At 36.2% G+C, this 17,408-nt stretch carries 13 protein-coding genes; 2 read left to right on the top strand and 11 right to left on the bottom strand.

Features of this window, described 5'->3' with window-relative positions; genetic code table 11:
* Positions 1 to 92: 92 nt before the first annotated feature.
* Positions 93 to 1,556: a hypothetical protein gene (locus H7A25_22700; protein ID MCP5502726.1), complete on the top strand. Its 1,464-nt coding sequence runs from the start codon at positions 93 to 95 to the stop codon at positions 1,554 to 1,556.
* 65 nt (positions 1,557 to 1,621) lie between these two features.
* On the opposite strand, the gene H7A25_22695 is transcribed toward H7A25_22700, so the two are convergent.
* The 3 genes from H7A25_22695 to ilvD form a co-directional block, all read right to left on the bottom strand.
* The gene (locus H7A25_22695) at positions 1,622 to 2,926 is read right to left on the bottom strand and encodes an FAD-dependent oxidoreductase (GenBank protein MCP5502725.1); all 1,305 of its coding nucleotides are present in this window, start codon (positions 2,924 to 2,926) and stop codon (positions 1,622 to 1,624) included.
* Between the two features lie 278 nt (positions 2,927 to 3,204).
* The gene (locus H7A25_22690; protein MCP5502724.1) at positions 3,205 to 3,663 is read right to left on the bottom strand and encodes a hypothetical protein; all 459 of its coding nucleotides are present in this window, start codon (positions 3,661 to 3,663) and stop codon (positions 3,205 to 3,207) included.
* Positions 3,660 to 5,501, bottom strand: coding sequence for a dihydroxy-acid dehydratase (gene ilvD / locus H7A25_22685; GenBank protein ID MCP5502723.1), 1,842 nt, complete (start codon positions 5,499 to 5,501; stop codon positions 3,660 to 3,662). The genes H7A25_22690 and ilvD overlap by 4 nt, the downstream gene beginning before the upstream one ends.
* Before the next feature lie 356 nt (positions 5,502 to 5,857).
* On the opposite strand from ilvD, the gene H7A25_22680 reads away from it, so the two are divergent.
* The gene (locus tag H7A25_22680; GenBank protein ID MCP5502722.1) at positions 5,858 to 6,040 is read left to right on the top strand and encodes an AAA family ATPase; all 183 of its coding nucleotides are present in this window, start codon (positions 5,858 to 5,860) and stop codon (positions 6,038 to 6,040) included.
* 90 nt (positions 6,041 to 6,130) lie between these two features.
* Here the strand turns inward: H7A25_22680 and H7A25_22675 are convergent, their stop codons facing one another.
* The 8 genes from H7A25_22675 to H7A25_22640 form a co-directional block, all read right to left on the bottom strand.
* Positions 6,131 to 6,298, bottom strand: coding sequence for a hypothetical protein (locus H7A25_22675; protein ID MCP5502721.1), 168 nt, complete (start codon positions 6,296 to 6,298; stop codon positions 6,131 to 6,133).
* 98 nt (positions 6,299 to 6,396) lie between these two features.
* Positions 6,397 to 7,041 carry a hypothetical protein gene (locus H7A25_22670; protein ID MCP5502720.1) on the bottom strand — a complete coding sequence of 215 codons (645 nt, stop codon included), beginning with the start codon at positions 7,039 to 7,041 and terminating at the stop codon, positions 6,397 to 6,399.
* A gap of 36 nt (positions 7,042 to 7,077) precedes the next feature.
* Positions 7,078 to 7,962, bottom strand: coding sequence for a formylglycine-generating enzyme family protein (locus tag H7A25_22665; GenBank protein MCP5502719.1), 885 nt, complete (start codon positions 7,960 to 7,962; stop codon positions 7,078 to 7,080).
* 45 nt (positions 7,963 to 8,007) lie between these two features.
* Entirely contained in the window at positions 8,008 to 8,493 is a 486-nt protein-coding gene (locus H7A25_22660) for a hypothetical protein (protein MCP5502718.1), read from the bottom strand.
* Between the two features lie 99 nt (positions 8,494 to 8,592).
* A complete protein-coding gene (locus tag H7A25_22655; protein MCP5502717.1) occupies positions 8,593 to 10,989 on the bottom strand; it encodes a carboxypeptidase regulatory-like domain-containing protein in 2,397 nt (798 codons plus the stop codon).
* 122 nt (positions 10,990 to 11,111) lie between these two features.
* Positions 11,112 to 12,065, bottom strand: coding sequence for a DUF3137 domain-containing protein (locus H7A25_22650; GenBank protein ID MCP5502716.1), 954 nt, complete (start codon positions 12,063 to 12,065; stop codon positions 11,112 to 11,114).
* 608 nt (positions 12,066 to 12,673) lie between these two features.
* On the bottom strand, positions 12,674 to 13,567 hold the full coding sequence (locus H7A25_22645) for a putative Ig domain-containing protein (protein MCP5502715.1): 894 nt from the start codon (positions 13,565 to 13,567) through the stop codon (positions 12,674 to 12,676).
* Between the two features lie 536 nt (positions 13,568 to 14,103).
* Positions 14,104 to 17,394: an RHS repeat protein gene (locus tag H7A25_22640; GenBank protein ID MCP5502714.1), complete on the bottom strand. Its 3,291-nt coding sequence runs from the start codon at positions 17,392 to 17,394 to the stop codon at positions 14,104 to 14,106.
* Positions 17,395 to 17,408 lie beyond the last annotated feature (14 nt).

The raw sequence follows: 17,408 nt of genomic DNA, 5'->3' as shown, positions 1-17,408 counted from the left end.
CCCAGTAAAAAACTGAAATTCAGGGAATCTACTTGAAAAAAGGACTTTGTTTTCTCAATCTGTGAATTTATACGAATTGGAACTATAAATTTATGAAACCAAATAAAAAAATATATCCGGAGTCTGTAAAACTTAGAAATTACAGGCTCATTTTATTTCTATTTCTATTGCTTTCCATGTTAGTCATTCAGAGTTTGGGTGCTCAGGAAGAAAAAAAGCCAAAGGTTTTTATCAGTATTTCTCAATCTAAAGAGATGAAAAAGAAGAAGCCGGAAAAAAACTGGCCTGTCCTAAAGAAAAAACTTCAGGATTTACTGCTGAAGGGTTCTGTAGATAAAAAAGAATTTTCAGTTCTAAAAGGAAGCCTACCCGGAAAAGAGTTAATAGAAAAAGGGAATGAAGTAACCATCTTTTACTATGGTCTTTCTTTGAAAAGTTGTTCCACTGAAAGTACTTATCCGGCTGTTCAACGCATCATATCCACCTGTATTCCGGATGGTAAAGATGAATCTTTTTTTGTAGATGAAAAATCGGATTGGTATCTTGTGTTAATGGATATTGCTGCTAAATTAAATCGTAAAGAAGAAGTATTTTGGTTGGATATATCAGATAAAGAAGAATATAAGGAAAATGAAATACCTCTTAATCGAAAAGAAGAATGGTTATCTTATAAAGATTCGATTGATTATTCGAATGTCTTATATCAATTAAAATCCTCTAATGATATTTATATAACGGTTAGAAAAATAAAAAATGTGGCGGAGGAACCTTATTCTTATTCTGGCTCGATAATTCTGAATCAGAAGAAATTAAAAAATACCTTATTTCAATTAAGTTCGGAACCTCTTGAATTAAATCTGAGAGAAGGCGAAGCAAATGGTAAATTAGAAAAAGTCTTATTAGATATAAACACGATTAATAATAAAATATTTCGCTTAAAACCGGATAAAATAGACCCAAAAGAATTAGTGTTTAAAGGGAATATACCAGAAAATGAGATTCCTTTACTGGAAAAAGTAGCCAACCTGAAGATATTTTATGTAAATGAAAAGGGTAATCATAAACAGCAGTTAATAAGAAAAATCGATTACCGGATACAGGCACCTTCTACAGATGGTAGTTCTACAATCTGGTTGAGTGTTCTGATTTTTATAATAGGTCTTGTATTAATTGCAGTCCTGGTTCTATTTTTTAGAAATTGGTGGAAAGAGGATGAAGGGATTCGTTACACAGGAATCAAGATCTATATGATTGATACGGGTATCATTAAACCTATGCGTTTAAAGGTAGTAGAGGGAGAACGTATAGCTTTTTCTAACTCCGGTAAAAAGCAATATTCCTGTACTCACCTTTATGATGTGGGTATGGATGGTCAATACATAGAGTTGGTTTCGGCCAGAAGTAATCGTTTTAAGTATATAAACTCTTATGATGAATACAAATCCAGAGAATTTATTTTACCGGCAGATATTGAACTTAGAACCGATGGAGTTAAATTTATAAGAGTTTCGATTGAAGTTTTGGATCAAACTAATAGTTTTATGATGAAAATTTAATATATTAAAATCTTCTTATATTACAAAAGCCTATCAGGACTTTCCTGATAGGTATAGACTGGTTTTTAAATTAATTCCGATAAGGTAGAAATTTTGCTTTTCCAGTCATTTAATTTATTATAGGACCTTTCAAGAGAAGGTAAATGCGGTAATAAATTGGAGAGTATCTCCAGTTTCTTTTTTAATTGTGCTACATTCATGAAGTTATTCTTGGAAGAAATAAATCCAAATTTTTGTAATAAATTTCCTATAGGTTGTTCTAATTCACGGGATATATTGATAGCAGAAGCAAGAATAGTAGATAAATCTGATTGAATAGGACCGACTAAATGAGTTGGGTTGATATACCCTGAAAAAAAAAGATTTTTATATTCAATCGCGAAAGAGTTGAGTATGGAATCAGGATAAATGTCTGTGTATTGTTTATTCGGTGTATAGATAGGAACTATATTTGGGGAATATTTGTTTGAAACAATGATAATATCAAATTCATAAGGTTTATCATCGTTGCTAAAGTAAAGCTCATTATCCTGTATAGATTGAATTTTGCTATGAGAGCTAATACGGCCATTCTTTAAAAAATACAGAAGCTTTGAGAGTGTCTTATTTTTTTCTGGATAAGAAATATTAGATGAAAGATGCGGAAATATGCTGTTAGTAATATTAAAAAAATTCGACAACATATCGTTGGACATTATGAGATCAATGTGTTCTGAAATGTATGGATGGAATATTTCTTCGATGGGAATTCCGAGAATTGCAGATGGCTTTTTCCAGAATATTTCAGGCAAACTGATATGTAATTCCTTTGAATAATCAAGTGCATTAACTGCAAGGCTACAGGCAAAAGAATCTTCTCCGGTAATTAACACACGTTTCCCTTTCAAGCAGTCAGGAGATTCGAGTAAAGATTCGTGTATAATGAGACCTGTATAATTCTGAAGAAAAGAAATATCTGCCAGACTGCATTTAGTTCCGGTAGCTAAGACTACCGCATTATATAATTCTTTTTCATGATTATCAAACTCTAAAATCCATTTATGATTTTCATTATAACTAATACTCTTAATATTTTTATCGCCGCTAAAATTAGCTTTAAGATCAAAGGTATCAGTATAGGTTTCTATATAATTTCTTATATCAGAGTAAGTTTTATTTCCTTTTAAAAAATTAAATTTCAATTCTCTTAATTCGGTAAAATCATGTTCATAGATACTTCTAAATTTTAACTCGGGTTTATTGGTCCAGATGCCTCCAAATTGTAAACTTCGATCAAATAGTGTAAATTGTAGATTTATTTGTTTCAAAGCATATGCGGTACTAATGCCGGCAAAGCCAGCCCCTATAATCGCAATAGAGTTTTCATTCAATGTGTAGTTCTCCCTAGTAAATTCGACTATGAAGAATTATGAAAATGTGTTGATTTAAATCATAAAATTACCAAATTTGTCTTATTGATAATACCTTCATATTACTCATAAATAAACTTTTTGGATTAGAGTTTGAGTTTAGCTCTTATTTTTTTCAGATGCAAGCGAACCTTTGGTGGTTCGCTCAGGTGAAAGAACTGTCTCTACTTCGGAGAAGATACAAGTTAAGTATTCTTTCCATTAAATAGACCTATGAAAGAAGAGAAAAGGGAGAATAATTATCTGAAATATTCTTTCATTTCAAATTTTTTTTCCTTTTGTTTTTCATCATCCTGTTCTCGCTTACGATTTTCTGTTGAGACTTCTTTGAAGTCATAGCTCAGGAAAAACTCAGTTCGAAAGGACTTCCAGGCGGTACGTTCAATGATACGGTTTAGCTCCCTTACCTGTTCCGGTAAAATACGAACTGTAATAATATGGCCGAGTCCCATTGCTACATACCATGACTCAATTTTCATTCCTTCTCCCGGAAACTTTACCCAGAAACCCGATTGTTTGAGCTCGAGGTTGATTTCATCGAGGGTTTTCCTTTGATCGTGCTTTAATAGAATTGTAACTAAAATTCCATGTCGATTTAAAGTTTCCTCTCTTTCTTTTTCCTGGTTTTCGTAGAATAAATTCTCAGAAAAAAGAGAAATAGAAAATACAATAAGAAATAGGTATAGTATCTTTTTCATTTGTTCTCCTGATGATCCTGTTTTAATTGGGAAAGGTCTCTTACGGCTCCGCTCGCGGCACCGGTTACAACCATACTATATAGCTGTAAGGCCTGAGATACCTGCCTTTCTCTATTTTGAGGTTTCCAGGCTTTGCCTTTACGGCTTTGTCTTCTTGCATCTAATTCTTTTTCTGAAAGTTTCACATCGATTCTTCGATTGGGAATATTAATTTGGATAAGGTCTCCCTCTTCAATAAGACCGATGGCTCCTCCTTCTGCAGCTTCAGGAGAAACGTGTCCTATGCTTAAACCGGAAGTTCCACCGCTGAATCTTCCATCTGTAATTAAAGCACAGGATTTTCCTAACTTTTTAGATTTCAGATAGGATGTCGGGTATAGCATTTCCTGCATACCCGGACCTCCTTTGGGTCCTTCGTAACGAATGATTACCACATCTCCAGCTTTTATTTTATCCTGTAAGATTGCATCACAGGCGTCTTCCTGGGATTCATAGATTTTCGCAGGGCCTTCAAAAATATGGATACTCTCGTCTACACCCGCTGTTTTTACAATACATCCTTCTTCAGCTATATTACCATAAAGAACGCAGAGTCCTCCATCTTTACTGTAGGCTTTGTTGATAGAACGAATACAACCTTCTTCGGAAGTATCCAATTCTTTGAATAAACTCGATTGTGAAAAAGCTTCCGTAGTCCGAACTCCTGCCGGAGCTGCACTATAGAATGTAAGGGTTTCTGAATTTGGTGATTGTATAATACTATTTTCTTGAATCTGCTCTTTGAGTGTTTTTCCACTAACAGTGAGGGTGGAGGAATTTATAAGCTTAGCTTTATCTAATTCTTCTAATATTCTCATGATTCCTCCTGCTCTGTGAACGTCTTCAATGTGGTATTCTGAAGATGGAGCTACTTTGCATAGAGTAGGAACTTTTCTTGAGATTTCATCTATATGTTTCATGGTAAATTCAATTCCTGCTTCTCTCGCTATGGCAAGGATATGAAGAACCGTGTTCGTTGAACCTCCCATAGCAATATCAAGTGCCATTGAATTTTGAAAGCTTTCCATCGTTGCTATTCTGCGAGGAAGTACATTTTTATTTCCCTGTATATAGTATTCTTTTGCCATAGATACAATTCGAATGGCTGCTTTTTCGAAAAGTTTCCAGCGTGCCGAATGGGTAGCTACTATGGTTCCATTACCCGGAAGAGCAAGACCGAGTGCTTCATTTAAGCAATTCATGCTATTGGCTGTAAACATTCCGGAACAGGAACCGCAGGTCGGGCAGGCCGAGCGTTCCATGTTTAAAAGTTCTTCATCGGAGATGTCTTTATCTCCGGCTGCAATCATGGGATCTATGAGATCTAGAGATTTTCCCTTATATTTACCGGCCTCCATCGGACCCCCGGAAACAAAGATGGTGGGGATATTCAGACGCATGGCTGCCATCAGCATTCCGGGTGTGATTTTATCGCAATTACTGATACAAAAAAGTGCATCCACGCAATGAGCATTGGCCATGTATTCTATGGAATCAGCGATTAAGTCCCGACTCGGAAGTGAGTAGAGCATTCCCTCATGTCCCATAGCAATTCCATCGTCTATGGCAATCGTATTGAATTCGGCTCCAAAGCCCCCATTTTGGGAAATGACCTGCTTTACTCTCTGACCAATTGTATGCAAATGAACGTGACCCGGAACAAACTGAGTAAAAGAATTTACGATTCCAATAATGGGCTTTCCGAAATCTTCTTCTTTCATGCCATTAGCCCTCCAAAGAGCCCTGGCTCCGGCCATATTCCTACCCTGTGTTGATGTACTACTTCTGTATCCTGGCATAATTTTCCTCAATTACAGGATTTTTCTCTTACATATCTTTACAAATAGTTTTTATATATGTAAAAGTCTGCTCTGTTTTATAAAGGCTCTACACTGTAATCGCTAATATAGAGATAGTTAATACTTCTATTATTCCGTAATTCTTCCATGACTACCGGTTTATACTCCGGCTTCGCTTAGCACGAGCATCGGTAGTCAGTAGGAGTTTCCCTAAAAAATTGAGCGGATAATCAATAAATTCATATTTAATGACTTATAACATAATTTTTAGTATCCCAAAAACAAGAAATGGGATGCTAAAGACCGGTTCTTTGAAGCTGGTTTACAGGAAAGCCCGGATGGTGTAATCTGGCTCTATGTTAAAGATAGCCTACGGAGAAGCTAATTTCGATAACCTGAGACGTTCAGGCGAATTATTTATCGATAAGACTCAATTTATTTCCCGGCTGGAAGGAGTAAAAAAGTTCTTTTTTATTCGTCCCCGTCGCTATTGTCAAAATAAGAGAAGAAGTTTTTTCGGATCTACTGTACTATTATAACAGCTACAGGTTTTGCGAACAGGCTAATACTACTCTATTTAATTCCGATATGGTGCTTTACTTTTTACAATACTTTTCAAGGCATAAAGCCTATCCTCCCGATAGACTGCCGGTGATTACCGTCTTGCTGGAACTGCTGGCCACTGCTGATTGCGAAGCCAGAACGGTAGCTCCTAACAGTAGATCTTTATCATCCTTGTCTTTTTTGCAGTTTATTACAAGCAAAACTGCTGAAAGATAGATTAGTAATTTCTTCATGTTGGGTTCCTTGTTAGTTTATTAAAAGTAATACAATATTAAGTTTTCGAAATACTATGCCTCTCTGGGTATGAAGTATATTTATAATTGTTTAGTAATCAAGCTTCGGATTTCTTCTTGTTCGGAAGTATTAAGTAAAAGAAATTCTTTAAGAAGTCACCAGATATTAGGTAAACAATATATACTTGCAGGGGCAAAGTAATAATGTCAAATACGAATGCAACAGGTAAAGTAACAGCCACTACCGGATAAGTCCAGTAAGCTGTATAACTGCTGTCTCGCATTGGTAGATAAAGAACCGTTTGTCTTTTTGAACAATGCTCTAATACAAGAAATTTTTGCTTCTTTTGTTCCTTTACTTGTAGACAATAATTATTCCCATCACTTTTTAAATCAGAGCAAGCCTGGTGACAATTTTCTCCTTCCTTATGGGGTGGGTATAGTAGTTTTGCATCATCCGGTAATTGTTTATTTCCATAACGAAATTTATCGTTATCGGCTTCTGTCTTCTTAAACAACTCTAATAAACCAATTTCTGCCTGAATCATGTCTGTAGAATTAGGAAAGATATTTCTATCTATTTCCTCCTCATAGGTCAGAAAGAAAGTAGAAGTATTTGAATAGTATTTATACTTGCTTTCTGACCTCTCAAACTCAGGTATAGATAAAACAGCAGAAGAGATGCAATTACTTATACTAATAATTAATAAAAAGACTATTGTCTTTTTTAAAAATGCTGGCATTATAAAAAATTTTCTCTTCAACGAATACCGCATATATTAATCTACTTGAAGAATCAGACGAAAACCGACTGTTGGAATTCTCATACTCTGAAAGTAAGCACTGCGGTTGGCAGAACGCTGGCAGTAAATATCTTCCGAGTAGCAGCAGCCGCGTAGAACACGTTTACTACATTTATCTTCCTGCCATGCAGAGCCATCTGTTGGTGCTCCTTCATAATTAGGATGATAGCAATCCTGTGTCCACTCCCATACATTACCGGCCATATCATGGAGACCGAAAGGATTTGGCTTAAAACTACCGACTGCTACTGTTTTATAGTCTTCTAAATCCTTTATACTATCTGCTGTTGCCAGTCCTCCTGGACAGTCTTTATAGGGATTATTTCCGTTGTTATCCATATAGGTGCTGTTGCCAAGATAGTTTGCATCTTTGGTAGTAATACATTTTCCTGTATAAAACTGAGTGCTTGTTCCGGTGCGCGCCGCGTATTCCCACTGGGATTCACCGGGTAGGCCGGCATTTGTTTTATTCAAAGCGTTGAACTTTTCAATAAACTCCTGGGTGTCTTTCCAGTTTACCATTTCTACAGGGTGTTTAGCTGTGTTAGCGGGAGCCTTGTTTTTGCCATCCTGAAAATGACTGGGGTTTTTTCCATCCATCACTTTCTTCCACTGCTCCTGGGTCACTTCATACTTGCCCATCCAGAAGGATTTTACACATACCTTATGTACGGGCTTTTCGTCTTTATCGCCTGATTCACTTCCCTGTTGGAAGCAGCCACCGGGAATGTAGACAAACTCAATGCCGCCTACAGTTTTGCTTTCCATTACTCTGGCTTTTGTTTTTCCAGCTGTTGCACATTTAGCAAGTAATATAAACAGCACCATTGTAAAAATAAAAGGAATTATACCTTTTGTCATGTTATTCTTCTCCATTTTTGTTTTCTTGAATTTATATGTTACTGGCTATTTGGCCGGAGTATACGAATATTTGAGTTCACCGGCAATATCCACAAACGTGTATAATTGGTTCAATTCAATTTGATTATAAATTGGATCAGTAATATAATAAGTTTCATTGGTTTCCGGAGAGAGGTCTTTTGTTTTTCCATTTTCATCGAACTCAACTCTATTACTTACATTCATCTTCACATATTTTTGTCCGTGGTTGTGGGTGTTTCCCTTTTCCAATACTTTCCCGTATACAACAATTGGTTTTGCAGAGCTATTCATCACTGATTGAAATGACATAAAAGCTATTATCAAAACCGGAGGGGCGTAGATGAAAATATGGTAAAGCTTCATTTGTTTTCGTTTGATAAAAGACATCACAGCTATAAATAATGTAGGAACCATAGTCATGATCAAAGCTCCCATCATATTTGAGAATTGGATATCAAAAATAATCTCATCAACCTGTTTGTAAAGTGCAACATAATCTATTTGCGGCATAAGCTAAAAAATCTCCTGTATTAAAGTAAGCTGGTTTTTATACTACTTCAAAGTACTTTGCCACTCTTATCGAGCAGCAAAGTAGTTTACTGAGTTGAATTAAGGTCCACTGACACAACGGACGTATAACAAAGTAGATTTATAGAAGGAGCCGATAGCACCAGTGGTGAAGTCGGTACGAAGTGCCTCCGGAGAACCAAAGGGGCTTGATGACCAGTAAAAGGTAGCAACAGCAGTATTAGGAAATAAATTACTTATTGCCGGTGTGGTGTAATTGTTAGTTCCACAGCTTGATCCGTTTTGTGGTATGGTTTTATCGGTGCAATGAATAATTGTCCTTATCTCATTTATGGTTGGGACACGCCAATTGGTTTTGCCTGCAAAATCTAAAGTATTACAACTATCAAATGAAGGTCCACTGGTTAGTATTGTTCCATTATCACAAGTACTACCAGAAGGGCAATATTCTTTCTTGCTATTATCTGCTCCATAATTATCTCCAGAACTTCCTGTACCTGTGCAATCATTTGTTGTACTATTCCACTGTTGTCCCTGCGTGCATTTCATAAATATTAAGGTTTGTGCTGAATAAACCGTTCCAGCAAAAGTACCATCTAATCCTACAAACTTCACCGTTCCGTTACATTGGTCAGTAAATGTTCCCCAATCGTAAGTTTCTGTGGCCATTGCACAGCAACTCACATTTATATTAGTTACATTAGCATTTGCTGTCCCGCTTCCATTGCTTATTTTACAAATATGCCCGCTTGGTTGGGTTAATATACTTACTGAATACGTTCCACCACCGAACAGGCTCGTACTAAATACGAAATTGTTTGCACCGGATTCAATTGTTAAATCATTTCCACTATTATTTTGTAAGACTAATCCACTTGCAGTTAATCCGCTAACAGTTCCACCTATGGTATATACACTAACACAGGTCACACTTACATTTGTCACATTGTCTGTGGCTGTCCCGTTACCACTGCTTACAGAGCAAGACTGGCCTGTTGGTTGGGTCTTTATCGTTACACTATAAGTTGTATTATAATTAATAGCTGTTGCAAAAGAAAAGTTTCCATCTGCTGTGATGGTTTTATCATCACCACTGTTATTTTGTAAGATAACACTTCCACTCAGGCCGGAAACGGTTCCACCGATTGTGTAAGTAATGGTAGCACAGGTTACCGTTACATTGGATACTATAGCACTGATAGTTCCAGTTCCATTGGTAACTGAACAGGTCTGGCCTGTTGGCTGAGTTTTTACTGTTACCGAGTAGCTACTACCTGTACTGAGGGCTGTGGCAAAGGTGAAGTTTCCATCTGCCGTGATGGTTGTGTCATTGGCGGAATAGTTTTGTAGAACAAGGGTGCCATTTAAACCGGAAACAGTTCCACCCAGGGTGTAGGTTAGCGTTTGGGTTCCTGTAGTTTCTGTACTTGCGCCTGAAATTTCAGTAACAGCAGTAATCGTGGTTGTAATGTCGGTAGCATTCGATGTACTCACTGAATCTGTGCTGGTTCCTGTTACCGCAACATCAAAAGAACCGGTGGAACCACTTTCCGTAGTAGTGCTTGCCGTATAGGTTTGGCCGGCAGGTAAAACAGCGGTATAGTTACCACTTGCATCGGTAGTGGTTTGTACGACTACATTGCCCTCGGAATCTTTAATGTTTACAGTAGTATTGCTCAAAGAGGTATTATTAGAATCTGTTAATGTGCCTCCTACCTTCGTATTGGCTTCTTTCGCAGAATCAAGACTTGCAGCCAGCCCTGTTTGATTTGTGACGGAGATACCAGAACTATCGGTTCCTGTAACACTAACCTCTAAGCTCCCGGCATTTGTATTGTCTGCCTTTTTCACATTGAGTTTATAACTGGCACCTGTTTGCAAATAGGCTTTAAACTTTCCATTGGTGTCGGTTTTGGAAGTGCTGAGGGTTTTAGACGTTGAATCAGTTGCCCTCTGAAGCCAGGAAGGACTTGTAGAATTCAAATTACTAATGCTTATCGTTGCATTGCTAAGAAGATTCCCGCTCGTATCCTTTAAGGTGCCGAAAAGTTCGACCGAAGGTCTGGAAGCGCCTTCTATCTTAGCTGTTACACCACTGGCATTCGATACCGTTACATTGGAAAGATAATTTCCGTTTACTGAAAGGGAGTAAGTACCTGTCTCTGCTCCGGCGGAATTTTTTACCGAGACAGAGTAGGTGCCGCTGGCTAAAGTTACCGTATACAGACCCTTGCTGTCCGTGGTGACAGTTACTGCATTGCCGCTGCTATCTGTTATAGTCAGGGTGGCACCTGCTAAAACATTACCATTGGAGTCTTTTAGACTGCCGGTGATTACCGTCTTGTTGGAACTGCTGGCCACTGCTGATTGAGAAGCCAGTACGGTAGCTCCTAACAGTAGATCTTTATCATCCTTATTGTCTTTTTTACAGTTTGCTACAAGCAAAACTGCTGAAAGATAGATTAGTAATTTCTTCATCTGAGTTTCCTGTTTAGTATATTTTAAAATTCGCATAAAACTATTTATCTTCGGCTGTCCAAACTTTTTTCTTGCCTGTTCCTTCTTTGCTCGCCATTTTGAGTTCTCTTTCTACAGATATTTTATTTAAATATCTTCGCAAAATTCATTAATTCTTTAACCAGATCACAGTACTGTATTATAGAATCTTTTGTTCCAAGCAGGGATCTGTAAAAACGTACCGTAAAAATCTCTTTTGAAGGTATGGCAATAAATATCTCGTTACCTGCAAATCGTATTGACGCTGTTGACTGCATCTCCTTTTTATCATAGAGAGCTTCAGCACGATCAGTTAAACTATTCAGACCTGCAATGAACTCATCAGTTATCAGCTCATGCACTAATGCTTCATCATCACAGTGAACGGTGTATTCGCTATCAAATGCTGAATCACCAATAGTAATCTGTGGCCCATAATCAGGCATAAACTTTTCGATGAATCCTTTTATGAAAGATGGAAGTACATTAAAAACCTCTCCTCTGTTTGCCTTAATGGTGATAGGTTTTGAAACAGAGAGTGAGCTGCATTTAAGCTGCGCGAATACTCCTTTAAAAATTACCCTTGTACTTGAAGTTCCGTGATTTCTTCGACTTTCCTGTGCAACATAGAGTTCAGAAAATGAAATCTGATTGCCGTTAATCGTTCCTTCAAAATAGTCATCACCATAATAACGATTGAAGCCTCGAAACAGCGAACTTCGTTCGAAATCAATTTCTGATATGTGTCCTTTTGCATCATAAGTCAGTTCTGGAAAAAGCTGTCCGACAAGCGGAGTGATAAGTGCCTCTTTATAATAAGCGGTAAATTTATTGGATTTGATTAATGTTACTATAATGAAAGCGATCAGCATAACAAAGAACCCGGAAATGATGAGAACCGGTAAGGAGATAGGTAGCGATTGCATCACAGCATACGTCACGAATGCAAAATAGAGTATATAAATACCACTTATTATTTTCAGTGCCGACATAAAGTATTCTTTACGTTTCTCTTCAAGCAACATAAGGCTTTTTTCTATAATAGCTTCAATATTCATATTTTCCTTTTAAGACGGATAGTCTGTCATATACGTATAAATCTCCCAAGATTAGTAATTTCTTCATCTGAGTTTCCTTTTTAGTATATTGTAAAATTCGCATAAAGCTATTTATTAATAATCTTGAGGAACTGAGTGTAGGTAGCTACGCTACAGGAAAGAGCGAAAAGAAGAGAAAAAAGAAAAAATAAAAACAGCAAAGGCCTGCCTCCCTAATCAATGGCATAAGATGCTTACCACAACAATTGCATTATGAAATAAATTCAATTAAAAAATAATTAAAAAAAGTAAATATATATCATAAATGGCTTTATATTGATATTTAGAATCATTATAAATTTAGAGGTCGATAATAGGGTCATGAACCATTCGGCCAATTATATACTCTAATTATATAAAAAGTTACTCTCATGAATCTATTTCAGATTTCAGGATAGTAAAGAAGAGAATGAAGGATATTTCTTTTTTTAAGAATCCTAGTAAAATTACTAGGATTTTTAAAAAAAATTCAGATATTGAACCCCATCCTTTCCACGTTGGACAAAAAAAATCTGTTTTAGGTCTGGGGCTTTTTTATAGTAGCTTAAGCCGTTAAAACAGGCTGTTTATCATTGGTAGGTAATCGTGATTACGGTTGTATTGCTACCCTTTGCATTAGTGGCTGTTATTGTATAATCTATTGTACTGGTGCAACCCCTGCGACAGATACTGGTAGTATCAGATACTACACTGCTTATCACACAGTTGGTATTGTTAAAGCTTAGTGTTGAAGGTAAGTCCGGAGTGATACTACAACTTGTAGGTGCATCTCCTTTTATTGTAGGTACAATATCATCAATGGTAGTATTTCTTACATAGGTAAACGGAGAAGCCGCATAGCTAATAGAAAGTGCCTGGACTGTTATATTAATAGTTGCCGAATTGCTACCGCCGGAATTGGAAGCGGTAATGGTAAAATCTGTAGTGGTGTTTGTCGAAGTAGGGGTTCCGCTGAGAACACAGGTAGAATTATCCAAGCTCAATCCGGTGGGTAGTTCCGGCGAACTGCTACAGCTTGTTGGTGTATCACCACCTAAAGTTGGACCCAAATTCGTGATAGCTATTCCACTGATGTAAATAAACGGTGAACCGTTATAACTGATTGTAGGTGCTGTCTTTGTTGTAGAAGTAGGATCTGTTGTAGAAGTAGGATCTGTTGTAGAAGTAGGATCTGTTGTAGAAGTAGGATCTGTTGTAGAAGTAGGATCTGTTGTAGAAGTAGGATCTGTTGTAGAAGTAGGATCTGTTGTAGAAGCAGGGTCTGTTGTAGAAGCAGGGTCTGTTGTAGAAGCAGGGTCTGTTGTAGAAGCAGGGTCTGTTGGAGAAGTTGCATTCGATGTGATTTGCTCCTGAGTTGCCAGAACAAGCTCTAAAGCTTTTGAGTTGGTATCTTCTACATTTGCCTTGTTGCAATGAAAAAGAGCTGTTGTTATAAATAGGAGAGTTATCTTTTTTTTAATCATTTTTACCTCATGTTTATTATTAAATTATTACTAATCTAGCCAGAGACTTAAGTCTCCGGCTAATAGAAGTCACCTCACTGAAGACCCAGGCAAATAGAGGTGACACCTGTGCTTAAACCCGTACTACTCTGGCTTAATAGGGTGTAGGGCATGGGCTTCCCATTAAGCAACCTTTAGCTGTCCCTTTATCGAGAGATACAACTTTGTTTCCGTTGTATTCTGGTTTTTGCTTAGTTGTAAGAGACGGATGGAATTGTCCTTTCCTGAGGATGAATTGGTTTTGCTACAAGAAAGAGTGAAAAGAAGAGAAAAAAGAAAAAGTAAGGATCTGTTTAAAGACAGCAAAGGCCTTGCCTCCCTAATCAATGGCATAAGATGCTTACCATAACAATTGCATTATGAAATAAATACAATGAAAAATAAATAAAAAAAGCAAACATATATCATAAATGGTTATATGTTGATAATTAGAATCATTATAAATTTCCTTCTTTATCAAGCCGGTAACGTTTTCAATTGTTGCCGAGCCATTGCTTCTAATATTCTTTAAAAACTTTTTTAAATTTTGACTCCATTTGTTCTTGCATATTGCTTGTGGGCAAGAATTCGATTTTTATCGGACGATAAAGCTTATCCAAACTGAGCTTGATAAAATTTTTGCCCTGAGATCCTTTTGGGTTTGGAAAGTAGAGGTAGTATTCTGCGTTCTTTAGAAGATGTTGTGATTTTTGATTTTCTGTTTTAGTTGCAAACTTTATCGTCTTTTCTATTGTTTTTAACTGAGAATAAGCAGAGCGTTCGATTCTCTCCATCAAATTTCCATTCTTATCGTATGCTTCTGAAAGAAGAATACAGTTTTTGCTTTCTGTTTCTTTTTGCTCTTTTAACGCTCTTAGTTTTCTTTCCAGCTTACTAATTGTTCTACCTTGCTTCTCTTTTTGAACATCGTTTTTCAATGTGGTTTTAGTTTCTTTTTTGGCTTTAATTTCCTTTTCAAGATTGTTTATCGGGGAATAATAGATACTCTCTAACGAGTCCTGACAACTATGGTCATATCTGTGAATAGTTATTGTACCGGAGTAAGGAGTTCTTGTGAGCTTTTTATTTTTGTCATAGTATTCTCTTAAAATTTCATTCCCTTTTTTATCATACTTAGATATTCTTCTGGCATAGCCATAACCTGCCGGGTTGACAAGTTCATTATTTGCATCATAGTATTCTGCCAATATTTGATTTCCCATTTTGTCATACTGAAATACATTTCTACCCAAAAATTTGTTATTTGCACCATAGTTTTCTTGTAGAATTAATTTTCCCATGTGATTGTACTTTGATACTCTTCTAAAAGAAAGTTTATTATTCTCGTCATAGTTTTCTTCTAAGGTTTGATTTCCTTTTTCATCATACTGATTTATCTTTTTGGCATAGCCCGCATTCTTAACAAAAATAAGTTTGTTATCCTTATCATAATATTCTTCTAAAATCTTATTTCCCTTATTATCATACTTGTTTAGCTTTTTAGCATATCCATATATGATTCCTTCTCTATTCATGAGTTTATTATCACTGCCATAATACGCTTCTAAGATTTGCTTCCCTTTTTCATCAAATTGTTTCACCATTCTGGCATAGCCTTCATCTTTCAGAAAAATCATTTTATTATTCTGGTCATAATATTCTTCGAGGATTTGCTTGCCCTTTTTATCAAATTGGTAAACAGCCCTGGCATAGCCTTTACTTTTATTTAAAATGAGTTTATTCTTATTATCATAGTATTCTGTTGAAACATGATTCCCTTCGGTGTCATATTGATAGACCACTCTGGCATAGCCTTCTTCGGGGGTCTTCAGTTTACCATTTTCATTATAGTATTCTTTTGAAACAAGATTCCCTCTGTTATCATGCTGATAGACCACTCTGGCATAGCCTTCTTCGTCGGTCATGAGTTTACCATTTTTATCATAGTATTCTGTTGAAACATGATTCCCTTCGGTGTCATATTGATAGACCACTCTTTTGTAAGTAATTTTATCTGCCTCTCCACTATTTTTATAATATTCTTTAGAGATTGTATTTCCATTTTTATCATACTTAAATACTGCCTTTGCATAACCTACCCATGTATTGACAAGCCTGTTATTTGCATCATAGTATTCTCTTAATATTTCATTACCCTGTTTGTCGTATTTACAAACTTTCCTGGCATAGTTACCGTCGGAAACGGGTTTGTTATTTTCATCGTAATACGCCTCTAAGATTTCATTTCCCTTTTCGTCGTATTTATTTACAATTCGAGCATATTTCCAGCTTGGATTCGTTGTAAGCATATAATTATCGTAGTATTCTCTTAAAATTGGATTTCCTTCGAGATCACCATAAAAATTCATCTTATTATCATGCTTTTTCACCCAACCATATTTAATAGAGGAACGCAGTAATCGATTCTCGATATCATAAAACTTTGTATACAGATATTCCTGCTTTTTACTTGTATAATGGTATTCTGTGCGAAATACACCCTGACGATTGGCAATAGCTTTGCTTTCCTGATCAAATGTTGTAATACTATCTACACATCTCTCTTTTGGATTCAAAATAGGATCTGGAAAATTTTTAAAGTACTGTTCTCTATTAAAAAAACTCAATTGTTTTTTCTTTTCCTGTATTCCCTTTTGTAACACTCCGCGAACTTGCGAGCAGGTTTTGTCGTAAGTGATTTCATATTTTGCAATCCCTTCGTTCTTAGCGGCAGGCATGCCATCTGCACGGACAAATTCTTTTGTTAGTATCCTGCCGTAAGTATCATAGCTATACTTTGTTTCAAAAACTCCTTCTTTTTCTGCGGGTAGACCGTTTTGTAAATAGTTCTTTTGGCTGATAAGATGGTTGTTTTCATCAAAGGTAAAAATTTCTCTGGCAATATAATCAGGATTAGCCTGTAACTTTGCATTTTCATTTCTATATTCGACTCTACTCATATTTCCATTGCTATCATAATCAAAGGAATATTTGGCAATGAAATCCTGATTGTTTTTTAGAGCATGATCCTTATCTAATAGAATCATTTCCAGTACTTGTCCTTTTTGGTTGTAGCTGTAAAATTCTTTTGCCACTCCATTATTATTGTTATTGCCGGTAAGCATTCCCGATTTGTCATAATACGATTTTTCAGTGGGTAGACCTTGCTTATTGAAAGTAGCAATGACTTTGGCATAACCATACCGGTTATTTTCTAACTCGCCCTGTTTATTCCTAAACTCTTCTAAGATTAGGTTACCGGCTTTATCCCAGTTGCGATAGATGCTGTGAATACCGGAGAAAAGTATCGCTTCACCATTTTTGTCGAGATACTCTGAATGAATAGGATTACCATCAAAATCGAACTTCTGTTTTTGATAGAATATGTTTTTCTTTTCTGCCTCAGTAAAAAAATCGGGAGTGTCTTCCTTATTTTTATCAAAAGAATGATATTCCCATCCAAATTTATCATCATATTTTAGCTGATGAGTAAAGGTGAGTTTCCCTTCGCTGTTGTATTCCTTTGCTTCGAAAAAAACACTCATCTCATTTAAAGAATATTCCATTTTACTGATACCATCAAGATCACTCTTAAGTAGTTTTTTGGGGTCGGTATCCTCTGAAAAAAAAGTGAGAGACTTACGCTGTTTATTTTTATCAAAGAGCAGCTTTCCTAAAACTGGCTTTTTACTTTTATCAAGGTAGATAAAATTATTTTCGCGTAACTCAGTATCGGTTTTCTTTTCCTCAGTAAATAACGAAAAAGCGGATATAAAGATGAGAATAAATAGTTGGAATGATTTTTTCACTCAAGTATTTCCTT

The organism is Leptospiraceae bacterium (assembly GCA_024233835.1).
In the GTDB taxonomy this organism is placed as follows: Bacteria; Spirochaetota; Leptospiria; order Leptospirales; family Leptospiraceae; genus JACKPC01.
Note: the sequence above shows the minus strand (reverse complement) of the source record. Positions and strands in the feature narration are given on the sequence as shown.